This window comes from Paraburkholderia pallida, assembly GCF_004524855.1.
GTDB classification, from domain to species: Bacteria; Pseudomonadota; Gammaproteobacteria; order Burkholderiales; family Burkholderiaceae; genus Paraburkholderia; species Paraburkholderia oxyphila.
The window spans coordinates 17,020-36,018 of record NZ_CP038148.1 but is presented as its reverse complement, the minus strand read 5'-3'; the positions used below and the strand labels follow the sequence as shown (position 1 = coordinate 36,018).

16 protein-coding genes are annotated in these 18,999 nt (G+C 66.4%); 10 read left to right on the top strand and 6 right to left on the bottom strand.

Annotation, left to right across the window (positions count from 1 at the left end; translation table 11 throughout):
* The first annotated feature begins 144 nt into the window (after window positions 1-144).
* From queG to E1956_RS00105, 7 genes are all read left to right on the top strand, one after another.
* Complete coding sequence (gene queG, locus E1956_RS00140) at window positions 145-1,389, top strand: tRNA epoxyqueuosine(34) reductase QueG (RefSeq protein WP_134750218.1); 1,245 nt, start codon at window positions 145-147, stop codon at window positions 1,387-1,389.
* 45 nt (window positions 1,390-1,434) lie between these two features.
* Window positions 1,435-1,908, top strand: coding sequence for a methylated-DNA--[protein]-cysteine S-methyltransferase (locus E1956_RS00135; protein ID WP_134746346.1), 474 nt, complete (start codon window positions 1,435-1,437; stop codon window positions 1,906-1,908).
* 179 nt (window positions 1,909-2,087) lie between these two features.
* Window positions 2,088-3,038, top strand: coding sequence for a site-specific tyrosine recombinase XerD (gene xerD / locus E1956_RS00130; protein WP_134750216.1), 951 nt, complete (start codon window positions 2,088-2,090; stop codon window positions 3,036-3,038).
* 10 nt (window positions 3,039-3,048) lie between these two features.
* Complete coding sequence (ybaK, locus tag E1956_RS00125) at window positions 3,049-3,540, top strand: Cys-tRNA(Pro) deacylase (protein ID WP_134746344.1); 492 nt, start codon at window positions 3,049-3,051, stop codon at window positions 3,538-3,540.
* Window positions 3,541-3,789: 249 nt separating this feature from the next.
* Window positions 3,790-4,413 carry a glycerol-3-phosphate 1-O-acyltransferase PlsY gene (gene plsY, locus E1956_RS00120; RefSeq protein ID WP_134746342.1) on the top strand — a complete coding sequence of 208 codons (624 nt, stop codon included), beginning with the start codon at window positions 3,790-3,792 and terminating at the stop codon, window positions 4,411-4,413.
* Between the two features lie 360 nt (window positions 4,414-4,773).
* The gene (locus E1956_RS00115; protein ID WP_134746340.1) at window positions 4,774-6,573 is read left to right on the top strand and encodes a methyl-accepting chemotaxis protein; all 1,800 of its coding nucleotides are present in this window, start codon (window positions 4,774-4,776) and stop codon (window positions 6,571-6,573) included.
* Window positions 6,574-7,228: 655 nt separating this feature from the next.
* Complete coding sequence (locus E1956_RS00105) at window positions 7,229-7,696, top strand: SRPBCC family protein (RefSeq protein ID WP_134750214.1); 468 nt, start codon at window positions 7,229-7,231, stop codon at window positions 7,694-7,696.
* Between the two features lie 88 nt (window positions 7,697-7,784).
* On the opposite strand, the gene E1956_RS00100 is transcribed toward E1956_RS00105, so the two are convergent.
* Window positions 7,785-8,270: a YajQ family cyclic di-GMP-binding protein gene (locus E1956_RS00100; protein ID WP_028216059.1), complete on the bottom strand. Its 486-nt coding sequence runs from the start codon at window positions 8,268-8,270 to the stop codon at window positions 7,785-7,787.
* Window positions 8,271-8,609: 339 nt separating this feature from the next.
* Between E1956_RS00100 and murB the strand changes: the two genes are divergently transcribed.
* Window positions 8,610-9,665 carry a UDP-N-acetylmuramate dehydrogenase gene (murB, locus tag E1956_RS00095; protein WP_134750212.1) on the top strand — a complete coding sequence of 352 codons (1,056 nt, stop codon included), beginning with the start codon at window positions 8,610-8,612 and terminating at the stop codon, window positions 9,663-9,665.
* A gap of 166 nt (window positions 9,666-9,831) precedes the next feature.
* On the opposite strand, the gene E1956_RS00090 is transcribed toward murB, so the two are convergent.
* Window positions 9,832-10,659: an EAL domain-containing protein gene (locus tag E1956_RS00090; protein ID WP_134746338.1), complete on the bottom strand. Its 828-nt coding sequence runs from the start codon at window positions 10,657-10,659 to the stop codon at window positions 9,832-9,834.
* 420 nt (window positions 10,660-11,079) lie between these two features.
* Entirely contained in the window at window positions 11,080-12,213 is a 1,134-nt protein-coding gene (locus tag E1956_RS00085; RefSeq protein WP_134746336.1) for an RNA-guided endonuclease InsQ/TnpB family protein, read from the bottom strand.
* A 182-nt stretch (window positions 12,214-12,395) separates the two neighbouring features.
* Between E1956_RS00085 and hmgA the strand changes: the two genes are divergently transcribed.
* Entirely contained in the window at window positions 12,396-13,712 is a 1,317-nt protein-coding gene (gene hmgA / locus E1956_RS00080) for a homogentisate 1,2-dioxygenase (RefSeq protein ID WP_232071461.1), read from the top strand.
* Window positions 13,709-15,028: a fumarylacetoacetase gene (fahA, locus tag E1956_RS00075; protein WP_167759950.1), complete on the top strand. Its 1,320-nt coding sequence runs from the start codon at window positions 13,709-13,711 to the stop codon at window positions 15,026-15,028. Before hmgA ends, fahA begins: the two co-directional genes overlap by 4 nt.
* A 160-nt stretch (window positions 15,029-15,188) precedes the next feature.
* On the opposite strand, the gene E1956_RS00070 is transcribed toward fahA, so the two are convergent.
* The 3 genes from E1956_RS00070 to E1956_RS00060 all read right to left on the bottom strand — a co-directional run bounded on the left by E1956_RS00070 (window position 15,189) and on the right by E1956_RS00060 (window position 18,891).
* Complete coding sequence (locus E1956_RS00070) at window positions 15,189-16,346, bottom strand: MFS transporter (protein ID WP_134746330.1); 1,158 nt, start codon at window positions 16,344-16,346, stop codon at window positions 15,189-15,191.
* Between the two features lie 213 nt (window positions 16,347-16,559).
* Complete coding sequence (locus tag E1956_RS00065) at window positions 16,560-17,744, bottom strand: MFS transporter (protein ID WP_134746328.1); 1,185 nt, start codon at window positions 17,742-17,744, stop codon at window positions 16,560-16,562.
* A 319-nt stretch (window positions 17,745-18,063) separates the two neighbouring features.
* Window positions 18,064-18,891, bottom strand: coding sequence for a crotonase/enoyl-CoA hydratase family protein (locus E1956_RS00060; RefSeq protein WP_134746326.1), 828 nt, complete (start codon window positions 18,889-18,891; stop codon window positions 18,064-18,066).
* Between the last annotated feature and the right edge of the window lie 108 nt (window positions 18,892-18,999).

Genomic DNA, 18,999 nt, shown 5'->3' with positions numbered 1-18,999 from the left:
AACCCGGTGCACGACGAAACGCACGAAGTACACGATCCGCACGAAGTGCACGATCGGGTCGATGCGCGCGTGCCGGTCAGGACGTCCGCGAAAGTGCCCGCGCATTCGACTGCGTCGGGCGTTGCTACGCCGGGCGTCGGCACGATGGCGTCGCGCAATGAGGCCGCGCCGCTGGACGAAGCGGCGCTGGCCGCGCTCGCGACACGCATCCGCGCATGGGGACGCGAGCTGGGGTTCGGTGCGATCGGTATCAGCGACACCGACCTTTCTCATGCCGAGGCGGGCCTTGCCGCGTGGCTCGAGGCGGGCTGCCATGGCGAGATGGATTATATGGCCAAACATGGGATGAAACGCGCGCGGCCCGCAGAGCTTGTGGCCGGTACGCGACGTGTCATCTCCGCGCGCATGGCGTATTTGCCCGCCGCGACGCTTGCTGGCGCGGCGCACGTCGAGGCTCAGGCCGAAGCGCGTGGCACGGGCGGGCACGAGGACTGGCGCAGGCGCGAGCACGCGCGCCTGGCCGACCCGTTTGCGGGTGTGGTGTCGATTTACGCGCGCGGCCGCGACTATCACAAGGTGATGCGCGCGCGGCTGCAACAGCTTGCCGAGCGCATCGAGGCCGAGATCGGCGCCTTCGGCTTTCGCGTCTTCACCGATTCCGCGCCGGTGCTCGAAGTCGAGCTCGCGCAGAAGGCGGGCATCGGCTGGCGCGGCAAGCACACCTTGCTGTTGCAGCGCGACGCGGGCTCGCTGTTCTTTCTCGGCGAAATCTACGTGGACGTGCCGCTTCCCACCGATGCGGAAAATGCAGAAGACGCGCAAGATCCTGCCGCGCATGCGCCCGAGCAGCCCGGCGCCCATTGCGGGAGTTGCACGCGCTGCATCGGCGCGTGCCCGACCGGGGCGATCACCGGGCCGTACCGCGTCGACGCGCGGCGCTGCATTTCCTACCTGACGATCGAATTGAAGGGCAGCATTCCCCTGGAATTGCGCGAGCTGATCGGCAATCGTGTCTATGGTTGCGACGACTGCCAGCTCGTGTGCCCATGGAACAAGTTCGCGCAGGCCGCGCCGGTCGCCGATTTCGACGTGCGCCACGGGCTCGACCGCGCGAGTCTCGTCGAGCTGTTCGGCTGGAGCGCCGCGCAGTTCGACGAACGCATGCAGGGCAGCGCGATCCGGCGCATCGGCTACGAATGCTGGTCGCGCAATATCGCCGTGGCGATGGGCAATGCGCTGCGCGCGACGCGCGAGAACGCTGATGCCTGCGGTCAGCCGCATGATGCGCGGGATGGGCGCGCAGCTATCGTCGCGGCATTGCGTGCGCGCGAGCACGACGCGTCGGCGCTCGTGCGCGAGCATGTGCAATGGGCGCTGGAAGCCGCTTAGACTGGCGTGGGCATGGAGACTTGCATGCGCCAAGGAGAGGATACGATGTTCAACGCGGTAATCGACGCACCGTTCGGCAAAGTCGGCATCCGCACCGCCGATGGCGCTGTGCGCGAGATCGTCTATCTGCCCGAATCCACGCATTCGGTCGACCCCGATTGCGCGCTCGCCGAGCGCGCAATCGCGCAGATCGAGCGTTACTTCGCGAGCGCGCAAGCGGACTTCGACTTGCCGCTCGCGCCGCGTGGCACGGCGTTTCAGCGCAGCGTATGGGACGGCATCTGCGCAATCGAGGCGGGTGAGGTGCTCACCTATGGTGCGCTCGCGAAGCGCATCGGCAGCATCAGCGCGCGTGCGGTGGGGCAGGCGTGCGGTTCGAATCCCTTTCCGATCGTGATTCCATGCCATCGCGTGGTGTCGGCGAGCGGCATCGGCGGCTTCGCGCATCACGGCGGCGATGGTTTCTTTCGCGACGTGAAGCGCTGGCTCCTCACCCATGAAGGCGTCACCCTCCGATGAGCGCCACGCGCGCGCGAGGCACGCAGGAATCGGCGCAACAGAGCAGCAAAAAGGAACACGTGGACGATCAAAACGATAACGGCGCCGGCAAGCAAGTCGAGAAGGATGCCGATGACGACGCCGATAACGATCTCGAATACGGCATCGACGAAGACGAACAAGATCACGCGCCGGATGTGATGCCGGGCGCGCCGGACAGCGGCGAGGCAACCGCGCTTGCACCGGCCGCCGCGCAGGCGCTCGCCACGAGCCTGCTCGCCATCGACACGTTCTGCGACGCCATATGGCTCGAGCACGGTCTCTCGCGCAATACGCTCGACGCCTACCGGCGCGATCTGCGCCTGTTCGCCGAGTGGCTTGCGCACGCGCGCTCGCGCGGCCTCGACGCGGTCCACGAGGACGACCTGCTCGCCTACAGTGCGCGCCGAAAGGACGACAAGTCGACCTCCGCGAACCGGCGTCTTTCGGTCTTCCGGCGCTACTACGGCTGGGCGCTGCGCGAGCAGCGCGTGAGCGCGGACCCGACGGTGCGCGTGCGCTCGGCGAAGCAGGGGCCGCGCTTTCCTTCGACGCTCACCGAAGCGCAGGTCGAGGCGCTGCTGAACGCGCCCGACGTGGCCACGCCGCTCGGTCTGCGCGACCGCACGATGCTCGAGCTGATGTACGCGAGCGGCTTGCGCGTGACTGAGCTCGTCACGCTCAAGACGGTCGAGGTGGGCCTGAACGAAGGTGTCGTGCGCGTGCTCGGCAAGGGCTCGAAGGAGCGGCTGATTCCGTTCGGCGAAGAGGCGGCGGCCTGGATCACCCGCTATCTGCGCGAGGCGCGGCCCGCGCTGCTAGGCGCACGCACTACCGATGCCCTGTTCGTCACCGCGCGCGCCGAAGGCATGACGCGACAGCAGTTCTGGCACATCATCAAGCGCCACGCGCTCAATGCGGGCGTGCACGCGCCACTCTCGCCGCACACGCTGCGCCATGCGTTCGCCACGCATCTGCTCAATCACGGCGCGGACCTGCGCGTCGTGCAACTGCTGCTCGGCCATAGCGACATCTCCACGACGCAGATCTACACGCACGTCGCGCGCGAGCGCCTGCGGCTCCTGCACGAGATGCATCATCCGCGCGGGTAGAATGCCCGCCATGAGCAAATCGAAACACGTCTCCGAAACGCCCGCCACGCAAATGCTGCGCCGCGCGGGCGTCGCGTTCGGCGAGCATCCCTACGAGTACGTCGAGCACGGCGGCACGGGCGAATCCGCGCGCCAGCTCGGCGTGGACGAGCACCGCGTCGTGAAGACGCTCGTGATGGAGGACGAGCACGCCAAGCCGCTGATCGTCCTCATGCACGGCGATTGCAAGGTCTCGACCAAGAACCTCGCACGGCAGATCGGCGCCAAGCGCGTCGAGCCCTGCAAGCCCGAAGTCGCGAACCGTCATTCGGGTTATCTGGTGGGCGGCACGTCGCCGTTCGGCACGAAGAAGGCGATGCCCGTCTACGTCGAATCGACCATCCTCGAACTCGACCAGATCTGGCTCAACGGCGGCAGACGTGGCTATCTCGTGAGCCTCGCGCCCGCGGTGCTCACGACGCTGCTGGGCGCAAAGCCGGTGCAGTGCGCGAGCGTCGAATGACGCCCGGCGTAGCGACGCCCGGCGTGGAGTGATACCCGGCGTGGAGTAGTGCCCGGGGCGGTGTCCAGTTTAGCGGCCGTGTTAGCGCCCCGATGCGGCCGGTACGCTCCCCGATTTCCCGGATTACCCTGGGATGGCGGCAAGGGCCGCCCGCGCTTCGGTAGAATGAGCGCCTTCGCGCGCGCATCCCCGCAGCCTGCATCACCTTGGGGCTGCCGCGCTTCGTTTCTCTTCCTTCGGGTTTCGTGCATGTACAACCTGTTTGTCGCCGTTGCTGCCTATCTGATCGGCTCGATTTCGTTCGCCGTGGTCGTGAGCGCCGTCATGGGCCTCGACGACCCGCGCTCCTACGGCTCCGGCAACCCGGGCGCGACCAACGTCCTGCGCAGCGGCAACAAGAAGGCCGCCATCCTCACGCTGATCGGCGACGCCTTCAAGGGCTGGCTCGCGGTCTGGCTCACGGCGCACTTCGGGCCGCGCTTCGGCCTTGGCGAGACGGCCGTCGCCTTGTCCGCCATCGCGGTGTTCCTCGGCCACCTCTACCCGGTGTTCTTCCGCTTCCAGGGCGGCAAGGGCGTGGCGACCGCCGCGGGCGTGCTGCTCGCCGTGAATCCGGTGCTCGGGGGCGCGACGCTGCTCACCTGGCTGATCGTCGCGTTCTTCATGCGCTATTCCTCGCTGGCGGCGCTCGCGGCCGCCGTGTTCGCTCCGCTCTTCGACGTCTTCCTGTTCGGCACGCACGTGATGGCGCTCGCGATTCTTGCGATGAGCGTGCTGTTGTTCTGGCGCCATCGCGCCAATATCTCGAAGCTCATGAACGGCACCGAGAGCCGTATCGGCGACAAGAAGAAGGCGGCTGCGGCAAGCAAGTAAGGGCCGCTTCGTTCGCACGTCGTCTTTCTTCGTCCCGCGTTTTTCGGCTTCGGCCCGCTTCGGCAAATTGCGGCTCGCCCTCTGCGCGAGCCGCTTTTGCATTTCTTGGCGACTACTTTCCGCCACCTTCGATTCCGCCTCCTGCGGTCGGTCGCCTGAGCCGCCGCTGTCTTCGCCTTCTCTGACTCGCTACGCATCGTTCGGCCCCCGCCGTGCCATACGAAGGCGGACCGATCCGTTCGCGCCCCGATAAATCCGATTCAAGTCCTTCGCGGCGAACGCCGTAAACGCGTGGGTTATCCCTTATCCCTAGACGTACCGCATTCGATTCACTCATTTCCCTACGGCGCTTCCCCATCTATGTTCACCACAATTCGCGCGCGCATCGTCGCGCTATGCGTCGTAATCGTCGTCGTGGCGCTGGCGGCCAACACCGCGCTCGACTATTTCGTTGCCAACTCGCACAACCAGGATTCGGTCGACGCCACGCTCACGGCCGTCGAGGACGGTCACGCCCAGGGTATCGACGAATGGGTCGCGAGCCACGCGCGGATGATCGATTCGCTGCAGGACGCGGTGCTCCAGCCCGATCCGGTGCCCATGCTCAAGCAGATTGCCGCGGCGGGCGGCTTCACCGACGTCTACGTGGGCTATCCCGACAAGACCGCGAAGTTCGGCGACTCCGCCGGCATTCCCGCCGACTACGACCCGACCGGCCGCCCCTGGTACCAGCAGGCCGTCTCGGCGGGCAAGGCCGTGGTGACGCCGCCTTATCTGGATGTGGCCACCGGCAAGCTCGTGGTGTCGTTCGCCGAGCCCGTGATTCGTGAGGGCGCGCTGAAGGCCGTCGTATCCGGCGACGTCGTGATGGACAGCGTGATTGCCAATGTGCGCGCGATCCATCCGACGCCCGCGAGCTTCGGGATGCTGATCGATGGTGCGGGCCAGATCGTTGCGCACAACGATCCGAAGCTCACGCTCAAGCCCGTGACGGACATCGCGCCCGAATTGGCCGGCGACAAGCTGGCGGCGCTGTTTTCGTCGAGCGTGCCGCTCAAGGTCGACGTGGGCGGCGACACCAAGCTGATGCGCGCGCAGCCGATTGCGGGCACCGACTGGCGCGTGGTGGTCGCGCTCGATCGCGCTGACGCCACGGCGGGCATGCGCTCGCTGCTCACGGCCTCGCTTGGTGCGCTGGTGGTGATCGCGGTCATCGCAGCCCTGGTGGTGGGGGCGGTCGCGACGGTGTCGTTCCAGCGCCTCTCGCGCGTGCGCGACGCGATGGACGCCATCGGCAAGGGCGAGGGCGATCTCACGCAGCGCCTGCCCGCGGTGGGCAACGACGAAGTCGCGCAGATCGCGCGCGCGTTCAACGCGTTCATGGACAAGCTGCGTGACGTGATGCGCCATATCCGCGACGCGAGCGAATCGGTGCGCACCGCGAGCGACGAGATCGCCGCGGGCAACATCGACCTCTCGGGCCGCACCGAGTCGGCAGCGGCGAGCCTCGAAGAAACGGCGGCCTCGATGGAGCAGATCACGGCGACGGTCGCGCAGTCCGCGAACGCGGCGCAGCAGGCGGACGTGACGGCGTCGTCGGCTTCGGCGGTGGCCTCGCGCGGCGGTGCGGTGATTTCCGATGTGGTCGACACGATGGGCGCGATAGAGAATGCTTCCGTGAAGATCGCCGACATCATCGGCGTGATCGACGGCATCGCGTTTCAGACCAACATTCTCGCCCTGAACGCGGCCGTGGAAGCGGCGCGCGCGGGCGAGCAGGGCCGAGGCTTCGCGGTGGTGGCGGGCGAGGTGCGCAGCCTCGCGCAGCGCAGTGCCCAGGCGGCGCGCGAGATCAAGGCGCTGATCGAGTCGACGGTGGCGAGCGTGAGCTCGGGCTCGCAGCTCGTGCGGCGCGCCGGCGAAACGATGGACGAGATCGTGGCGAACGTGTCGAACGTGACCACCATCATTTCCGAGGTGACGAATGCGGCGGGCGAGCAGACGCGCGGCATCCAGGAGGTGAATCGCGCGGTGAGCCAGCTCGACGAGATGGTCCAGCAGAACGCGGCGCTCGTCGAGGAGTCGACCGCGGCGGCCGCGGCACTGCGCGGCCAGGCCGCAAACCTCGCGCAGGCGGTGGGCCAGTTCAAGCTCGATTGAGTCTGCGCGGCAGTCCGCGAGACGACGGCAGGAACAGGGCGGCGCTGCGGCGCCGCTTTTTTTTGCCTGCTTCTTGCGGTTTCCCGCATGGGTGGTGGTGCGCTGCCCCGGCGCTCCGATCGCTGGCTATGCCGGATGGCTGAGACTACTCGCGGGGCCATGCCGCATATGCTTGCTGCTGTTGTTGCCTGTCGGCGGCAGACCCGGGCATCGGCGCCGGGGCTGGTGCAAGGCGTCTACGGATTGAAAGCGTGGATGCGCGAACTCGCGCGCGGCATGGGCGCCGTCAAGTCGCCCGCGAAGGCCGCTGCCGCCCGTGCGAATGGGCGCAAAGGCGGCCGGCCGCGTAAGAAGCCGCCTGCCTTGTGCGCAACTCAAGCGTGATTGATGCGCCAGCCCATGCACCACGCTACCCCACCGGATTACCCCATTTCTTCGCCTTGACATGCAACCATGAGGTTGCATAATTAATCCATCAGCGACGAGATCGTGTGGGCGCGTTTGCGGATGCGAGCCGCCGTCGGTTGCGGGATCGGCGAATTCGGGCACGCGCGCGTGGACGCGCTCGCCGAGCTCAAACGCTTACGCGAAGGAGAGGGGGATCGCCATGAGCAGCAGTGAAGGCCACACGGCCGGTGCAGGTGGCGCAAGCGGCATGACCGGCGCGGCCAGCGAATCGACGTTCGTCTACGTCACGTTCATCCGCGCTACGCCGCAAGCGCTATGGGAGGCGCTCACGAGCCGTGCGTTCACGGAGCGCTACTGGTTCGGCATGCACCACGAGTGCGACTGGCAGACGGGCGCGGCGTGGTCGCTGCGCTTTCCCGACGGCAGGGTGGCCGATTCGGGCGAGATCGTCGAGTCGGATGCGCCGCATCGCGTCGTGATCCGCTGGCGCAACATGTTCCGCCCGGAGCTGAACGCAGAGGGCGATTCCCTGTGCACGCTCCATATCGAGCCGGTGGAGTACGCCGTGAAGCTCACGGTCACCCACCACATGGGGCGCCCGGGATCGAAATTCATCGAGGCGGTATCGGGCGGCTGGCCGCGCATCCTGTCGAATCTCAAAACGCTGCTGGAGACGGGCGAGGCGCTGATGCCGCTCGTCGCGACGGACGACTAGCGCCGCAGGGCGCGGCGGCATCGAAGAGGCGGCGGGCGCCGCTTCTTGGTGAGCGATCCCGGGATAAGCCGGGACCGAGGCCGGCGAATCAGTCGCGGAAGTTATTGAAGTCGAGCGGGGTATCGGTCACGTCCTTGCGCAGCAAGGCGATCACGCTCTGCAGATCATCGCGCTTGGCGCCCGTGACGCGCACGGCGTCGCCTTGAATGCTCGCCTGGACCTTGATCTTGCTTTCCTTCACGAGCTTGACGATCTTCTTGGCGAGGTCTCCCGAGACACCCTTCTTCACCGTGATGACCTGCTTGACCTTGTCGCCGCCGATCTTCTCGATCTTGCCGTAGTCGAGGAAGCGCACGTCCACATTGCGCTTGGCCATTTTCGAGACCAGCACGTCCTTCACCTGGCCGAGCTTGAAATCGTCGTCGGCGAACGCGGTCAGCTCGCGTTCCTTTTGCTCGACGCGCGAATCCGAGCCCTTGAAGTCGAAGCGCGTGGAGATCTCCTTGTTGGATTGCTCGACGGCGTTCTTCACTTCGATCATGTTGGCTTCGCTGACGACGTCAAACGATGGCATTGCTTTCTCCCAAAAGTGCGAGTGGCGCGCGAGCTGCACGAATCATGCGCTGGCGTGCCGCAGCCGTGTGTTCCGGCTGCCTTTACGGCGATATGCCCAGTACTCGCTATAATCACGGACCGACGCTATTTTACCGGCGCCGTCGTGTTTGCCCAAGGCTGCGCGCTGGCGGGCCCGCAGCCAGTGTGCCTGCGCCCGGTCACAGGTCTTCTCATCGGTTCGCGTAGCTTCTTGTACTCGATGGCGCGTGCTTGCCACGGCAGCGCGTTTTTCCGGGTGCGTTTTTCGTCTCTGCGACCGTTTTCCGTCTTCGGCTTTTTCGTGTCACATCCACCCTCGATGCCCGTTTCCGCCACGTCCGTCGATCCGTCCCCGGTGTGGTTCGCCGCCGGCTATCCGCTGCGCGCTCACAACACCTTCGGCTTCGATGTGCGCGCACACCTCGCGTGCCGTATCGAGAGCGAGGCGGATCTGATTGCCGCCGTGCGGGATCCGCGTGCTCAGGGCCTGCGCACGCTCGTGCTGGGCGGTGGCAGCAACGTCGTGCTCACGCGCAACTTCGACGGCCTCGTGCTGCTCGTCGCGCTGTCGGGCAAGCGTGTGACGCGCGAGGACGACGACGCCTGGTACGTCGAAGCCGGCGCCGGTGAGAACTGGCACGATTTCGTGGCGTGGACGCTCGAAGCAGGCATGCCGGGCCTCGAGAACCTCGCGCTGATCCCGGGCACGGTGGGCGCGGCGCCCATTCAGAACATCGGCGCCTATGGGCTGGAAATGGCCGAGCGCTGCGCGAGCGTGCGCGCGATCGAGCTTCAGTCCGGCGCAGCATACGAGTTCGATGCGGCCGAATGCCGTTTTGGCTATCGCGACAGCTTTTTCAAGCGCGAAGGGCGTGACCGTTTCGTGATTACCTCGGTGACCTTCCGGCTGCCGAAGGTATGGCAACCCAACGCCGGTTATGCCGATCTCGCGCGCGAACTTGCGCAACGCGGGCTGCCCGAGGCGCAATGCGCGCGCGACGTGTTCGACGCCGTGGTGGCGGTGCGTCGCGCGAAGCTGCCCGATCCGCTCGTGCTCGGCAATGCGGGCAGCTTTTTCAAGAATCCGGTGATCGACGCGCCGCAGTTCGACGCGCTCGTCGCGCGCGAGCCGCTCATCATTTCGCACCGCCAGGCCGACGGCCGCGTGAAGCTCGCCGCGGGCTGGATGATCGATCAGTGCGGCTGGAAAGGGCGCGCGCTGCGCGCGGCGGCCGTGCACGAGCGTCAGGCGCTTGTGCTCGTGAACCGCGGGGGCGCCACCGGCAACGATATCCTCGAACTGGCCCAGGCGATCCGCCACGACGTGCTCGCGCGTTTCGGCGTGGAACTCGAGCAGGAACCCATCAGCCTGTAATCCCGCCCGCCGCCGCCTCGCAACCGCACTTGCAGCCGCGCACGTAGCCGATTCCGGCGCACGCGCGGCTTTCGTACTTCTGGGCGCCCGGGGCTTCATGACGCCGCGCCCTTCGAAGCGCGGCTTTTTTCCGGCAGCGCAGCGGCATGCTTAACCCGCGACCGCGCTAGGCCGCGCTGTGCTGCGTGGCGAACACGGGCCCTTGCACGAAGCGCACGTCGTATTGCTGCAGCTGCTCGAACTGCGCGGCGTCCACGACGCGATTGAAGATCAACGGCATGCGCAGCCGCGCCGCATAGCTCACGAGCGGCTTCACCATCGAATCGCGCAGGGCCGCGCTCGCATCCATCTTCACGAAGTCGAGCCGCGCCATGTCGGACACCGAAAGAATCTGCCCCGCGTTGGGCAGATTGCCCGCCACCTTGAACCCATAGCGCTGGTAGCTCTTCGTCAGATAGCCGACGAAGGTCCGATGCGCGACCGCCGCCGCCGGCAATTCGATCACCACACGCCCCGGGTTCAGGCCGAACGACACCAGCACGTTCGAGAAGTGCCGCCCGTGGTCGTATTTCACGCTCTTGAGCAGGCGTTCGTGCACGCGCAAAAAGAGCAGCCCATGCTGCTGCGAGCCGAGAAAGTTGATCGTGTGAAGCGCGCGCACGCAGCGGTCGAGCGCGACGAGCTCGGGGTCGTCGAGCGTATCGGCGAACGGGTCGAAGGGCTCGGCCTTGCCGTCCTGCTCGCGCAGCGTCACCGCCTGGTAGCCGAGTTCGTCGCCGAAGCGTGAGGCCAACGCGAGATCCGCGGTAAGCGACTGCGCGCCGCCGTGCACGCTGATGTCGTAGATCGGCTCGTAGGCGCTCAGGAGCTCCACGCCGTTGCGGCGCGCGATGGCTTCGGCGCGGTGCGCGCCGGTGCCCAGCGTCAGATGCTCGCCGAGAAACGGGTGGTCGGCGGCGCGGGCAACGAGCTCGGGAATGGTCGGAGCAATCATGACGCGAAAGTGAGGTGGCGACAGGCGTAGTGAGATCAGCGCGGGCAAGCGGCCCGCGGCGCTTCAGTGGTTGCGGCTACGGGGCCGCATGGCTTGATGGTAGCAGCCCGGGGCACTCCAGCATGCACGGATTAGTGATAACGATATCCATGCGGGAGCAGATTTCTGGCCTGCACGGTCAGGGATTAGGGTTTACGTGAAATTTCACTAATCATAATCCGTTTTACTATTCGTAAATCGCGTAGCGGGCTCTGTCGGAGGAGGCCGACGCGTTTTGCCCGTAAAACCGGATCACTCATGCCGACCCGAGGTCGCCCGTTGAGGCGCCTACGGTGCGGCAGAACGTGGAGAGACAGTGTTGACATCTCCCTCTCAGAAGGGAGTGGATTCCCACTTCACGGAATGCAACCCGAAATCATCTCAACGAGACATGGGATTTACGCTTTCTCCATGGGCTGACACCGCGAGCCCCGCGGCCAAAACATTGCGAGCGGCATTCACGTCGCGGTCGTGGATTGACCCGCATTCCGGGCACGTCCACGAGCGCACGGCAAGGGGCATTCTCTGCGCCGTATGGCCGCAATCGCTGCAGCGCTTGCTGGACGGATACCAGCGGTCGATGCTGATCAACGTGCGCCCGGACCACGCGGCTTTGTACGTCAGTTGCCGCACGAACTCCGACCAGCTTGCATCACTGATCGATTTGGAGAGGTGTTGGTTCTTCTGCATGTTGCTGACGGCAAGACTTTCGATGGCGATCACTTGGTTTTCGTTTATCAACCGGGTCGAAAGTTTGTGCAGGAAGTCCCTGCGGGCGTCTGCCACCCTGGCATGCAGTTTTGCAACCTTCAGCTTCGCCTTCATGCGGCGAGCCGATCCCTTCTGCTTCTTCGCGAGCCTGCGTTGCAGCTTCGCGAGCTTGTTTTCGTACTTGCGGAACGTGTTCGGCGCGCCGATCTTCTCTCCAGTCGAGAGGGTGGCGAAATGCATTAGCCCGAGATCGATTCCGACTCGGCCTTTCGCCTTCGTCTTTTCCAACGCAACGTCGTCGCAAAGGATCGAGACATGGTATCGACCAGCGGTATCTCTGGACACGGTCACAGTCGACGGCTTTGCGCCCTTGGGCAACGTGCGTGACCAGCGGATCGCCAGGGGCTCGTCCATTTTCGCCAGCTTGAGCGCCGCGCCGTCCCACCTGAAGGCGCTCGTCGTGTACTCGGCTGACTGGACGCCATCCTTGCGACGGAAATTCGGATACTTCGCTCGCTTCGCGAAGAAGTTGGCGAACGCCGTCTGCAAGTGCCGAAGCGCCTGCTGTATGGGGACCGAACTCACCTCATTCAACCACGCATGTTCTGGTGTCTTTTTCAACGCCGTTAGCGCAGCGGAGGTCGCGTGGTAGCCGACACGCTCCTGACGCTGATACCAGGCATCGGTACGCAATCGAAGCATGTGGTTGTAGGCGTAGCGCGCGCATCCAAACGTCCGGGCGAGCACTACGGCTTGCTCGGACGTCGGGTAGAACCGGAATCGGTAGGCGCGTTTGATGTCCACAACTCACACGATATCAAATCTTCATGTGAATCAAGCGCAGCCATGCAGCCACCGGCTGCGCTCCTCTCATTTCCCGCCCTGAAGGACGGGGTTTCTCGGAGAAAAATCTGATGAACGCATCCTTATGGGACGCAAGCCAAGCGGCAGGAAAAAGCGCCACGAGCGCGGTGGCCGACGGCTACATGTGTGGTTTCGGGAACGAATTTGCCACCGAGGCGCTGCCCGGCGCCCTGCCCGACGGCCGGAACTCGCCGCAGCGCTGCGCCTACGGCCTCTATGCCGAGCAGCTCTCGGGCACCGCCTTCACGGCGCCGCGCTCGCACAACCGCCGCACGTGGTTCTATCGCATCCGTCCGGGCGCGGTGCACCAGCCGTTCACGCCGCTCACCGCGCGCGCGAGCGTCGACGGCGCCAAAGGCAGCGCGCCGCGCCTTGTCGCCGATTTCGGCGACGTGCCGCCCACGCCGCCCAATCAGCTGCGTTGGGACCCGCTGCCGATGCCGACGGAGCCGACCGACTTCATCGACGGCTGGGTGACGATGGCGGGCAACGGCTCGGCGGCCTCGATGAGCGGCTGCGCGATCCATCTGTACGCGGCGAACCGCCCGATGGTCGACCGCTTCTTCTACAACACCGACGGCGAGCTCCTGATCGTCCCGCAGCAAGGACGCCTTGCGATCGCGACCGAGATGGGCAAGCTCGAGCTCGAGCCGTTCGAGATCGCCGTGATCCCGCGCGGCGTGCGTTTCCAGGTTGCGCTGCCCGACGGCGAGGCGCGCGGATACATCTGCGAGAACTTCGGCGCGCTACTGCGGCTGCCCGACCTGGGCGTGATCGGCTCGAACGGCCTTGCGAATCCGCGCGACTTCCTCACGCCGCGCGCGGCCTACGAGGACCGCGAAGGGCAGTTCGAACTCGTCGCGAAGTTGAACGGCGAGCTCTGGCGCGCCGACATCGGCCATTCGCCGCTCGACGTGGTCGCGTGGCACGGCAACTATGCGCCATACAAGTACGACCTGCGCCGCTACAACGCGATCGGCTCGATCAGCTATGACCACCCGGATCCGTCGATCTTCCTCGTGCTGCACGCACCTACCGACACCCCGGGCGTCGATTCGATCGACTTCGTGATCTTCCCGCCGCGCTGGCTCGCGGCCGAAAACACGTTCCGTCCGCCCTGGTACCACCGCAACGTCGCGAGCGAGTTCATGGGCCTCGTGCACGGCGTCTACGACGCCAAGGCCGAAGGCTTTGTGCCGGGCGGCGCGAGCCTGCACAACTGCATGTCGGGCCACGGCCCCGATGCCGATACCTTCGAGAAGGCTTCGAGCGCCGATACGTCGAAACCGCACAAGGTGGCCGACACGATGGCGTTCATGTTCGAGACCCGCACGCTGATCCGCCCGACGCGCTTCGCGCTCGAAACGGCGCAGCTGCAGGCGCATTACTACGAGTGCTGGCAAGGCCTCAAGAAACACTTCAATCCGGAGAAGCCATGAGCAACCCCATCCCCGCCGATCTGCAGGCGACGCTCGATCCGCAGCGCAAGAGCTGGATCGACAGCGCGAACGATGCAGCCTGCGGTTTCCCGATCCAGAACCTGCCGTTCGGCGTGTTCAGCACGGCAGGCAACGCGAACGCGCGCGTGGGCGTGGCGATCGGCGATTCGGTCGTCGATCTGGCGGTGCTGCACGAGGCCGGAATGCTGCGCCTGCCTGCTGGATCAGCCGCTGCGCAGGACGTCTTTGCGCGCCCCGCGCTGAACGACTTCATCGCGCTGGGCCGTGATGCGTGGCGCAGCGTGCGCGTGCAGCTTTCGTCGCTGCTCGCCCGCGAAACGGCAACGTTGCGCGAGGACGCCGGGCTGCGCCAGCGCGCGTTCGTGAAGCTCGCCGATGCGAAGCTGCATCTGCCCGTGGAGATTCCCGGCTATACGGACTTCTATTCGTCGAAGGAGCACGCGACGAACGTGGGCTCGATGTTTCGCGATCCGAAGAATGCGCTGCTGCCGAACTGGTCTGAGATGCCGATCGGCTATAACGGCCGCGCTTCGTCGGTGGTGGTGAGCGGCACGCCGGTGCGCCGTCCCAATGGCCAGCTAAAGCTGCCCGATCAGGAGCGCCCCGTGTTCGGCGCGTGCCGCAAGCTCGACATCGAGCTGGAGACGGGCTTTATCGTCGGGCGCGGCAATGCGCTCGGCGAGCCCATCGCGTGCGAGCAGGCCGAGGAGCACATCTTCGGCATGGTGCTGCTCAACGACTGGAGCGCGCGCGACATCCAGCAGTGGGAATACGTGCCGCTCGGGCCGTTCAATGCGAAGACCTTCGGCACGACGATCTCGCCGTGGGTCGTGACGCTCGATGCACTGGAGCCGTTCCGTGTCGCGCAGCCGGCGCAGGAGCCGCAGCCGCTCGAGTATCTGCGTCACGCGGGAAATCACGCGTTCGATATCGCGCTCGAAGTGCTGCTGCGTCCCGAAGGCGCGAGCGAGGCCACCACGATCGCACGCACGAATTTCCGCCACATGTACTGGACGATGGCGCAGCAGCTCGCGCATCACACGGTGGCCGGCTGCAACACGCGCGTGGGCGACCTGATGGGCTCGGGCACGATCTCGGGCCCGACGCCCGATTCGTTCGGCAGCCTGCTCGAGCTCACGTGGAACGCGAAGAATCCGCTCGAGCTCAAGAGCGGCGGCACGCGCGGGTTCATCGAAGACGGCGATGAGCTCACGCTCGCGGGCTGGTGCCAGGGCGAGGGCTATCGTGTCGGCTTCGGCACGTGTGTTGGCACGATTTTGCCGGCGTTGAAATAAGGAAGCCGACGTCGAGCTGGCGTCGATGGAAAAACGGCCGATGTGCTCGAAAGGTGCATCGGCCGTTGTCGTTTCAGGGCGCCGGGCATCCCGGCGCCGGGCAGGGCCGCCATCGGCTCGCTCATTGGCAGCGATATGGCTTTTTCCGCCAGATTCTTCGTCAGGCCCGCACGCGCTCAATCCCGCGTGCGCGCTCCCAGCGCAACGTGCCGAGAAACAGCAGCGCACACGCAAACAGCACCCAGAGCATGGCGTCGCGGCCCGCGTGCTCCATCAGTGCGCCGGTGACGATCGGCCCACCGAAGCTCGCCGCGCTCCACGCGGCGCTCACGAGCGCGCTTGCCGAAACGAGCGCCACGCCCTCGAAACGCTCGCCGCACGCCACGATCGAGAGCGTGTAGATCGAGCCGGCCGCCGCACCTAGCACGAACAACAGTGGCCAGCGCAGCCAGGGCGTCGCGACGGCCAACGGCAGCAGCGGCAAGAGTGCCGCCACGAGCACGCCCATGAGCGCGTGCACGCGTTCGCGGCCGAGCCGGTCGGCGAGCCAGCCGATGGGGAACTGCATGGTCGTGTCGCCGAGCAGAACCACGGATGCGAACAGCACGGCCGTTTCGCTGTCGATTCCATGTCCCATCGCAAATAGCGGCAAGAGCGAGAGTGCGAGCGTGTCGAAGATCGCGAAGAACCCCGTGGCGACGATGATCGCCGGCATCTTCGGCAGGACATGGCGCCAGCTGCCGTGCTTTTCGTGCGAGTTCGTATCCTGCGCGCGCGTGCGGATCGCAGCGAGCATCGGCAGCGCGATCAGGAAGAGCGCACCGCAGATCGCGAAGCGCCACGCCGTGAAGCCCGCGATCTGGCTCACGAGGACGGGGCCGGTCATCTGGAACAGCGTGAAGGTGGTCGCGTAGATGCCGACCACGCGGCCGCGGTTGGTGTCGTCGGCGAGCTCGTTGACCCAGGCCTCGCCGATGGTGAAGAGCAGCATCAGCGCCGCGCCGCAGGCCATGCGCAAGACTGCCCAGAGCCACAGGTTCGCGCTGAACTGCATGAGCGCGGTGGCGACAGCGACGGTGAGCACGGCGCCCACGATCACCTGGCGCGAGCCGAAGCGCGTGGTGATCCACGCGGTGGCCGGCACGACGAGGAGCCCGCCGAACGCTTGCGCGGCGGTGAGCAGGCCGACGATGGCGGTGCCGTAGCCGGCGTCGGTGAGGGCGAGGGCGGTGAGCGGCAGGGTCGCGCCGGAGCCGAGGCCGACCACGGCAACGCTCAGGATCAGCGCGAGGAAATCACGAGTGAGGACGGTTTTCATCGGGACGGATGCTACTACGGGCGAGCGGATGCGCGTCGGCGCGTTGCCCGCCGGCAGCACGCGCGTCGTGTACTGGCGTCGCGTGTGTATTCGCAGGTGAGTTGAGTTGAAGCGTGATGCGCCGCACGGCGTGCTGTGTAGTGTGCGTTGCGGCGCGCCTCGAAACGAACGCCGAAACGAACGCCGAAGCGAACGCCGAAGCGCGCCAGCCGTTCAGGCGCAGGAAGTGGGTCCTGCCACCGCCGTGCGTCGGCGCGCGCGCCGGTCGAGCTGCGCCGAGACGAAGGTGAGCCCCAGCGCCGCGAACGCCATGAGGATGCCCACCCACGGCAGCGCGGTGAGCGGCGCTCCCGCGCTGATGGCCGCGCCGCCGAGCCAGGCGCCGCTCGCGTTACCGAGATTGAAGGCGCCCTGATTGAGCGTGGAGGCGAGGTTTGGCGCATCGCTCGCCCGGTTGACGATGAGCATCTGCAGCGGCGGCACGATGGCGAAGGCGAGCACGCCCCACATGAAGATGGTCGCGACCGCGGCGAACTGATCGTGCATCGTGAACGCGAACACGGCGAGCACCGCGCCAATGGCGGCAATCAGCGAGAGCAGCGAGCGCATGAGCTTCCAGTCTGCGAGCTTGCCGCCGAGCGTGCTGCCCACCGTGAGGCCGAGGCCGAACACCAGCAGCACGAAGGTGACGTCGTGCGGCGAGAAGCCCGTGACATCTTCGAGGATCGGCGTGATGTAGGTGAACACCGAGAACAGGCTCGCCGAGGCCAGCACGCTCATGCCGAGCACCATCAGCACCTGCGGGTTCCTGAGCACGCTGAATTCGTGCACGAGGCTCGCCTTGTGCATTTCGATGTGCTTCGGCAGGCAGACCTGCAGCGCCGCCGCCGCGAGCACGCCGATGCCGGTCACGGCCCAGAAGGTCGTGCGCCAGCCCGCGAGCTGGCCGAGCGCCGTGCCGAGCGGCACACCCAGCACGTTTGCAAGCGTGAGGCCGGTGAACATGAGCGCGATGGCCTGGGCGCGGCGGTTGGGCGCCACGAGCCCCGCGGCGACCACCGAGCCGATGCCGAAGAACGCGCCGTGGCAGAACGCGGTGACGATGCGCGCGGCCATCAGGATCGAGTAATTGGGGGCGAGGGCGCACAGCAGGTTGCCGACGATGAAGATACCGATCAAGCGCATGAGCGCCGCCTTGCGCGGGACGTTCGCGACGGCGATGGCAACGATGGGCGCGCCGATCGTCACGCCGAGCGCATAGGCCGAGACGAGCATGCCCGCCGCCGGAATCGACACGCTCAAGTCGCGCGCGACGTCAGGCAAGAGGCCCATGATCACGAACTCGGTGGTACCGATACCAAACGCGGCGACGGCGAGGGCAAGCAGGGGCAATGGCATGGGCGTGTGGCGTGATGAGGTGCACGTGTCCGGTTCGCGCCGCTCGAGGCCGAGTCGCAGCGGGCCGAGCACGCGGTGTCGTGCGTAGCGGGACTGCGCGGGCCCGATGGCGCGCGCGTTTTGGGTTAAACGCGGAGCAACCGAAGTCAAGCCGGGATTGTACTGAAATGCGCCGCGCCGCATGCGGCACGCTTTTCTTGCGTTCTTCTTACGCAACAGTCGCCGGGCGCGGGCGGCCCTGGCGATTTCTTCTAGTTGCGTCCATGGTGCCTCCGCAGGCGCGCCACACCATTAGCCGCTTGCGCGAGACCTTCAAGAATCAGCCATCGAGCGGATCGCCATGGCGGCCCGCGCCCGCGGCGAAGCGCGCGGCAAGCGCGAGCCCTTCGTCCATGACCGCGCGATAGCCGCCTGCGCCTTCGCGGCGCAACGCTTCGCCGAGATCGGCCAGCGTGCTGTTGTCCCAGGCCGAGCGGCGGTCGGCCAGCAAGGCAGCCTGCGGGAATGCCGCGAGTTGCGTCGCGAGCGCCTCGGCTTGTTCGCGCGCCGTCCCGGGCTTCACGACGCGGTTCGCAAGGCCGAAGGCGAGCGCTTCCTCCGCGTCCACGGCGCGCCCGGTGAGAATCAGATCGAGTGCACGTGACAGGCCAATGAGACGCGGCAAGCGTACGCTACCGCCGTCGATGAGCGGCACGCCCACACGCCGGCAGAATACGCCGAGGACGGCGTCCTCCTCGACAATGCGCAGATCGCACAGGAGCGCGAGCTCGAGGCCCCCGGCGACGGCGTATCCCGCAATGGCGGCGATGGCCGGCTTGGTGAGCATCATGCGCGTGGGGCCGAGGGGGCCGGGGCCGCTGCCGTCGGCGTGGACTTCGTTGCGCCTTGCGTCGTCGTTGAGCGCGCCCAGGTCGGCGCCTGCGCAAAATGTGCCGCCCGCGCCGAACAGGACAGCCGCGCGCCATTGCGGATTCGCTTCGAAGCGCGCGAAAGCGGCGGCCAGCGCCTCGGCTACCGGGCGGTCGATGGCATTGCGCCGTTCGGGCCGATCGAGCACGATGGTGGCGACCTGAGCGCGCGCTTCGATGCGCACGTGGTTGCCAAAGGTCTCGGTGCGAGCACCGGGGGTGAGACTCGCATGGTCCATGGGCTTGTTCCCTGACGCACAGACAGCATGCGCATTCATGGTGCATAGGTCACGAAAAATTCACGATTCCCTCGTAGCTTAGGCCGCTTTTGACTACTTCTACGAGAG

Bases quoted from the DNA above. Each gene is read 5' to 3' on its own strand.
- queG (WP_134750218.1), top strand. From the start codon at position 145: ATGGCGTCGCGCAATGAGGCCGCGCCGCTGGACGAAGCGGCGCTGGCC.
- E1956_RS00135 (WP_134746346.1), top strand. From the start codon at position 1,435: ATGTTCAACGCGGTAATCGACGCACCGTTCGGCAAAGTCGGCATCCGC.
- xerD (WP_134750216.1), top strand. From the start codon at position 2,088: ATGCCGGGCGCGCCGGACAGCGGCGAGGCAACCGCGCTTGCACCGGCC.
- ybaK (WP_134746344.1), top strand. From the start codon at position 3,049: ATGAGCAAATCGAAACACGTCTCCGAAACGCCCGCCACGCAAATGCTG.
- plsY (WP_134746342.1), top strand. From the start codon at position 3,790: ATGTACAACCTGTTTGTCGCCGTTGCTGCCTATCTGATCGGCTCGATT.
- E1956_RS00115 (WP_134746340.1), top strand. From the start codon at position 4,774: ATGTTCACCACAATTCGCGCGCGCATCGTCGCGCTATGCGTCGTAATC.
- E1956_RS00105 (WP_134750214.1), top strand. From the start codon at position 7,229: ATGACCGGCGCGGCCAGCGAATCGACGTTCGTCTACGTCACGTTCATC.
- E1956_RS00100 (WP_028216059.1), bottom strand. From the start codon at position 8,270: ATGCCATCGTTTGACGTCGTCAGCGAAGCCAACATGATCGAAGTGAAG.
- murB (WP_134750212.1), top strand. From the start codon at position 8,610: ATGCCCGTTTCCGCCACGTCCGTCGATCCGTCCCCGGTGTGGTTCGCC.
- E1956_RS00090 (WP_134746338.1), bottom strand. From the start codon at position 10,659: ATGATTGCTCCGACCATTCCCGAGCTCGTTGCCCGCGCCGCCGACCAC.
- hmgA (WP_232071461.1), top strand. From the start codon at position 12,396: ATGTGTGGTTTCGGGAACGAATTTGCCACCGAGGCGCTGCCCGGCGCC.
- fahA (WP_167759950.1), top strand. From the start codon at position 13,709: ATGAGCAACCCCATCCCCGCCGATCTGCAGGCGACGCTCGATCCGCAG.
- E1956_RS00070 (WP_134746330.1), bottom strand. From the start codon at position 16,346: ATGAAAACCGTCCTCACTCGTGATTTCCTCGCGCTGATCCTGAGCGTT.
- E1956_RS00065 (WP_134746328.1), bottom strand. From the start codon at position 17,744: ATGCCATTGCCCCTGCTTGCCCTCGCCGTCGCCGCGTTTGGTATCGGT.
- E1956_RS00060 (WP_134746326.1), bottom strand. From the start codon at position 18,891: ATGGACCATGCGAGTCTCACCCCCGGTGCTCGCACCGAGACCTTTGGC.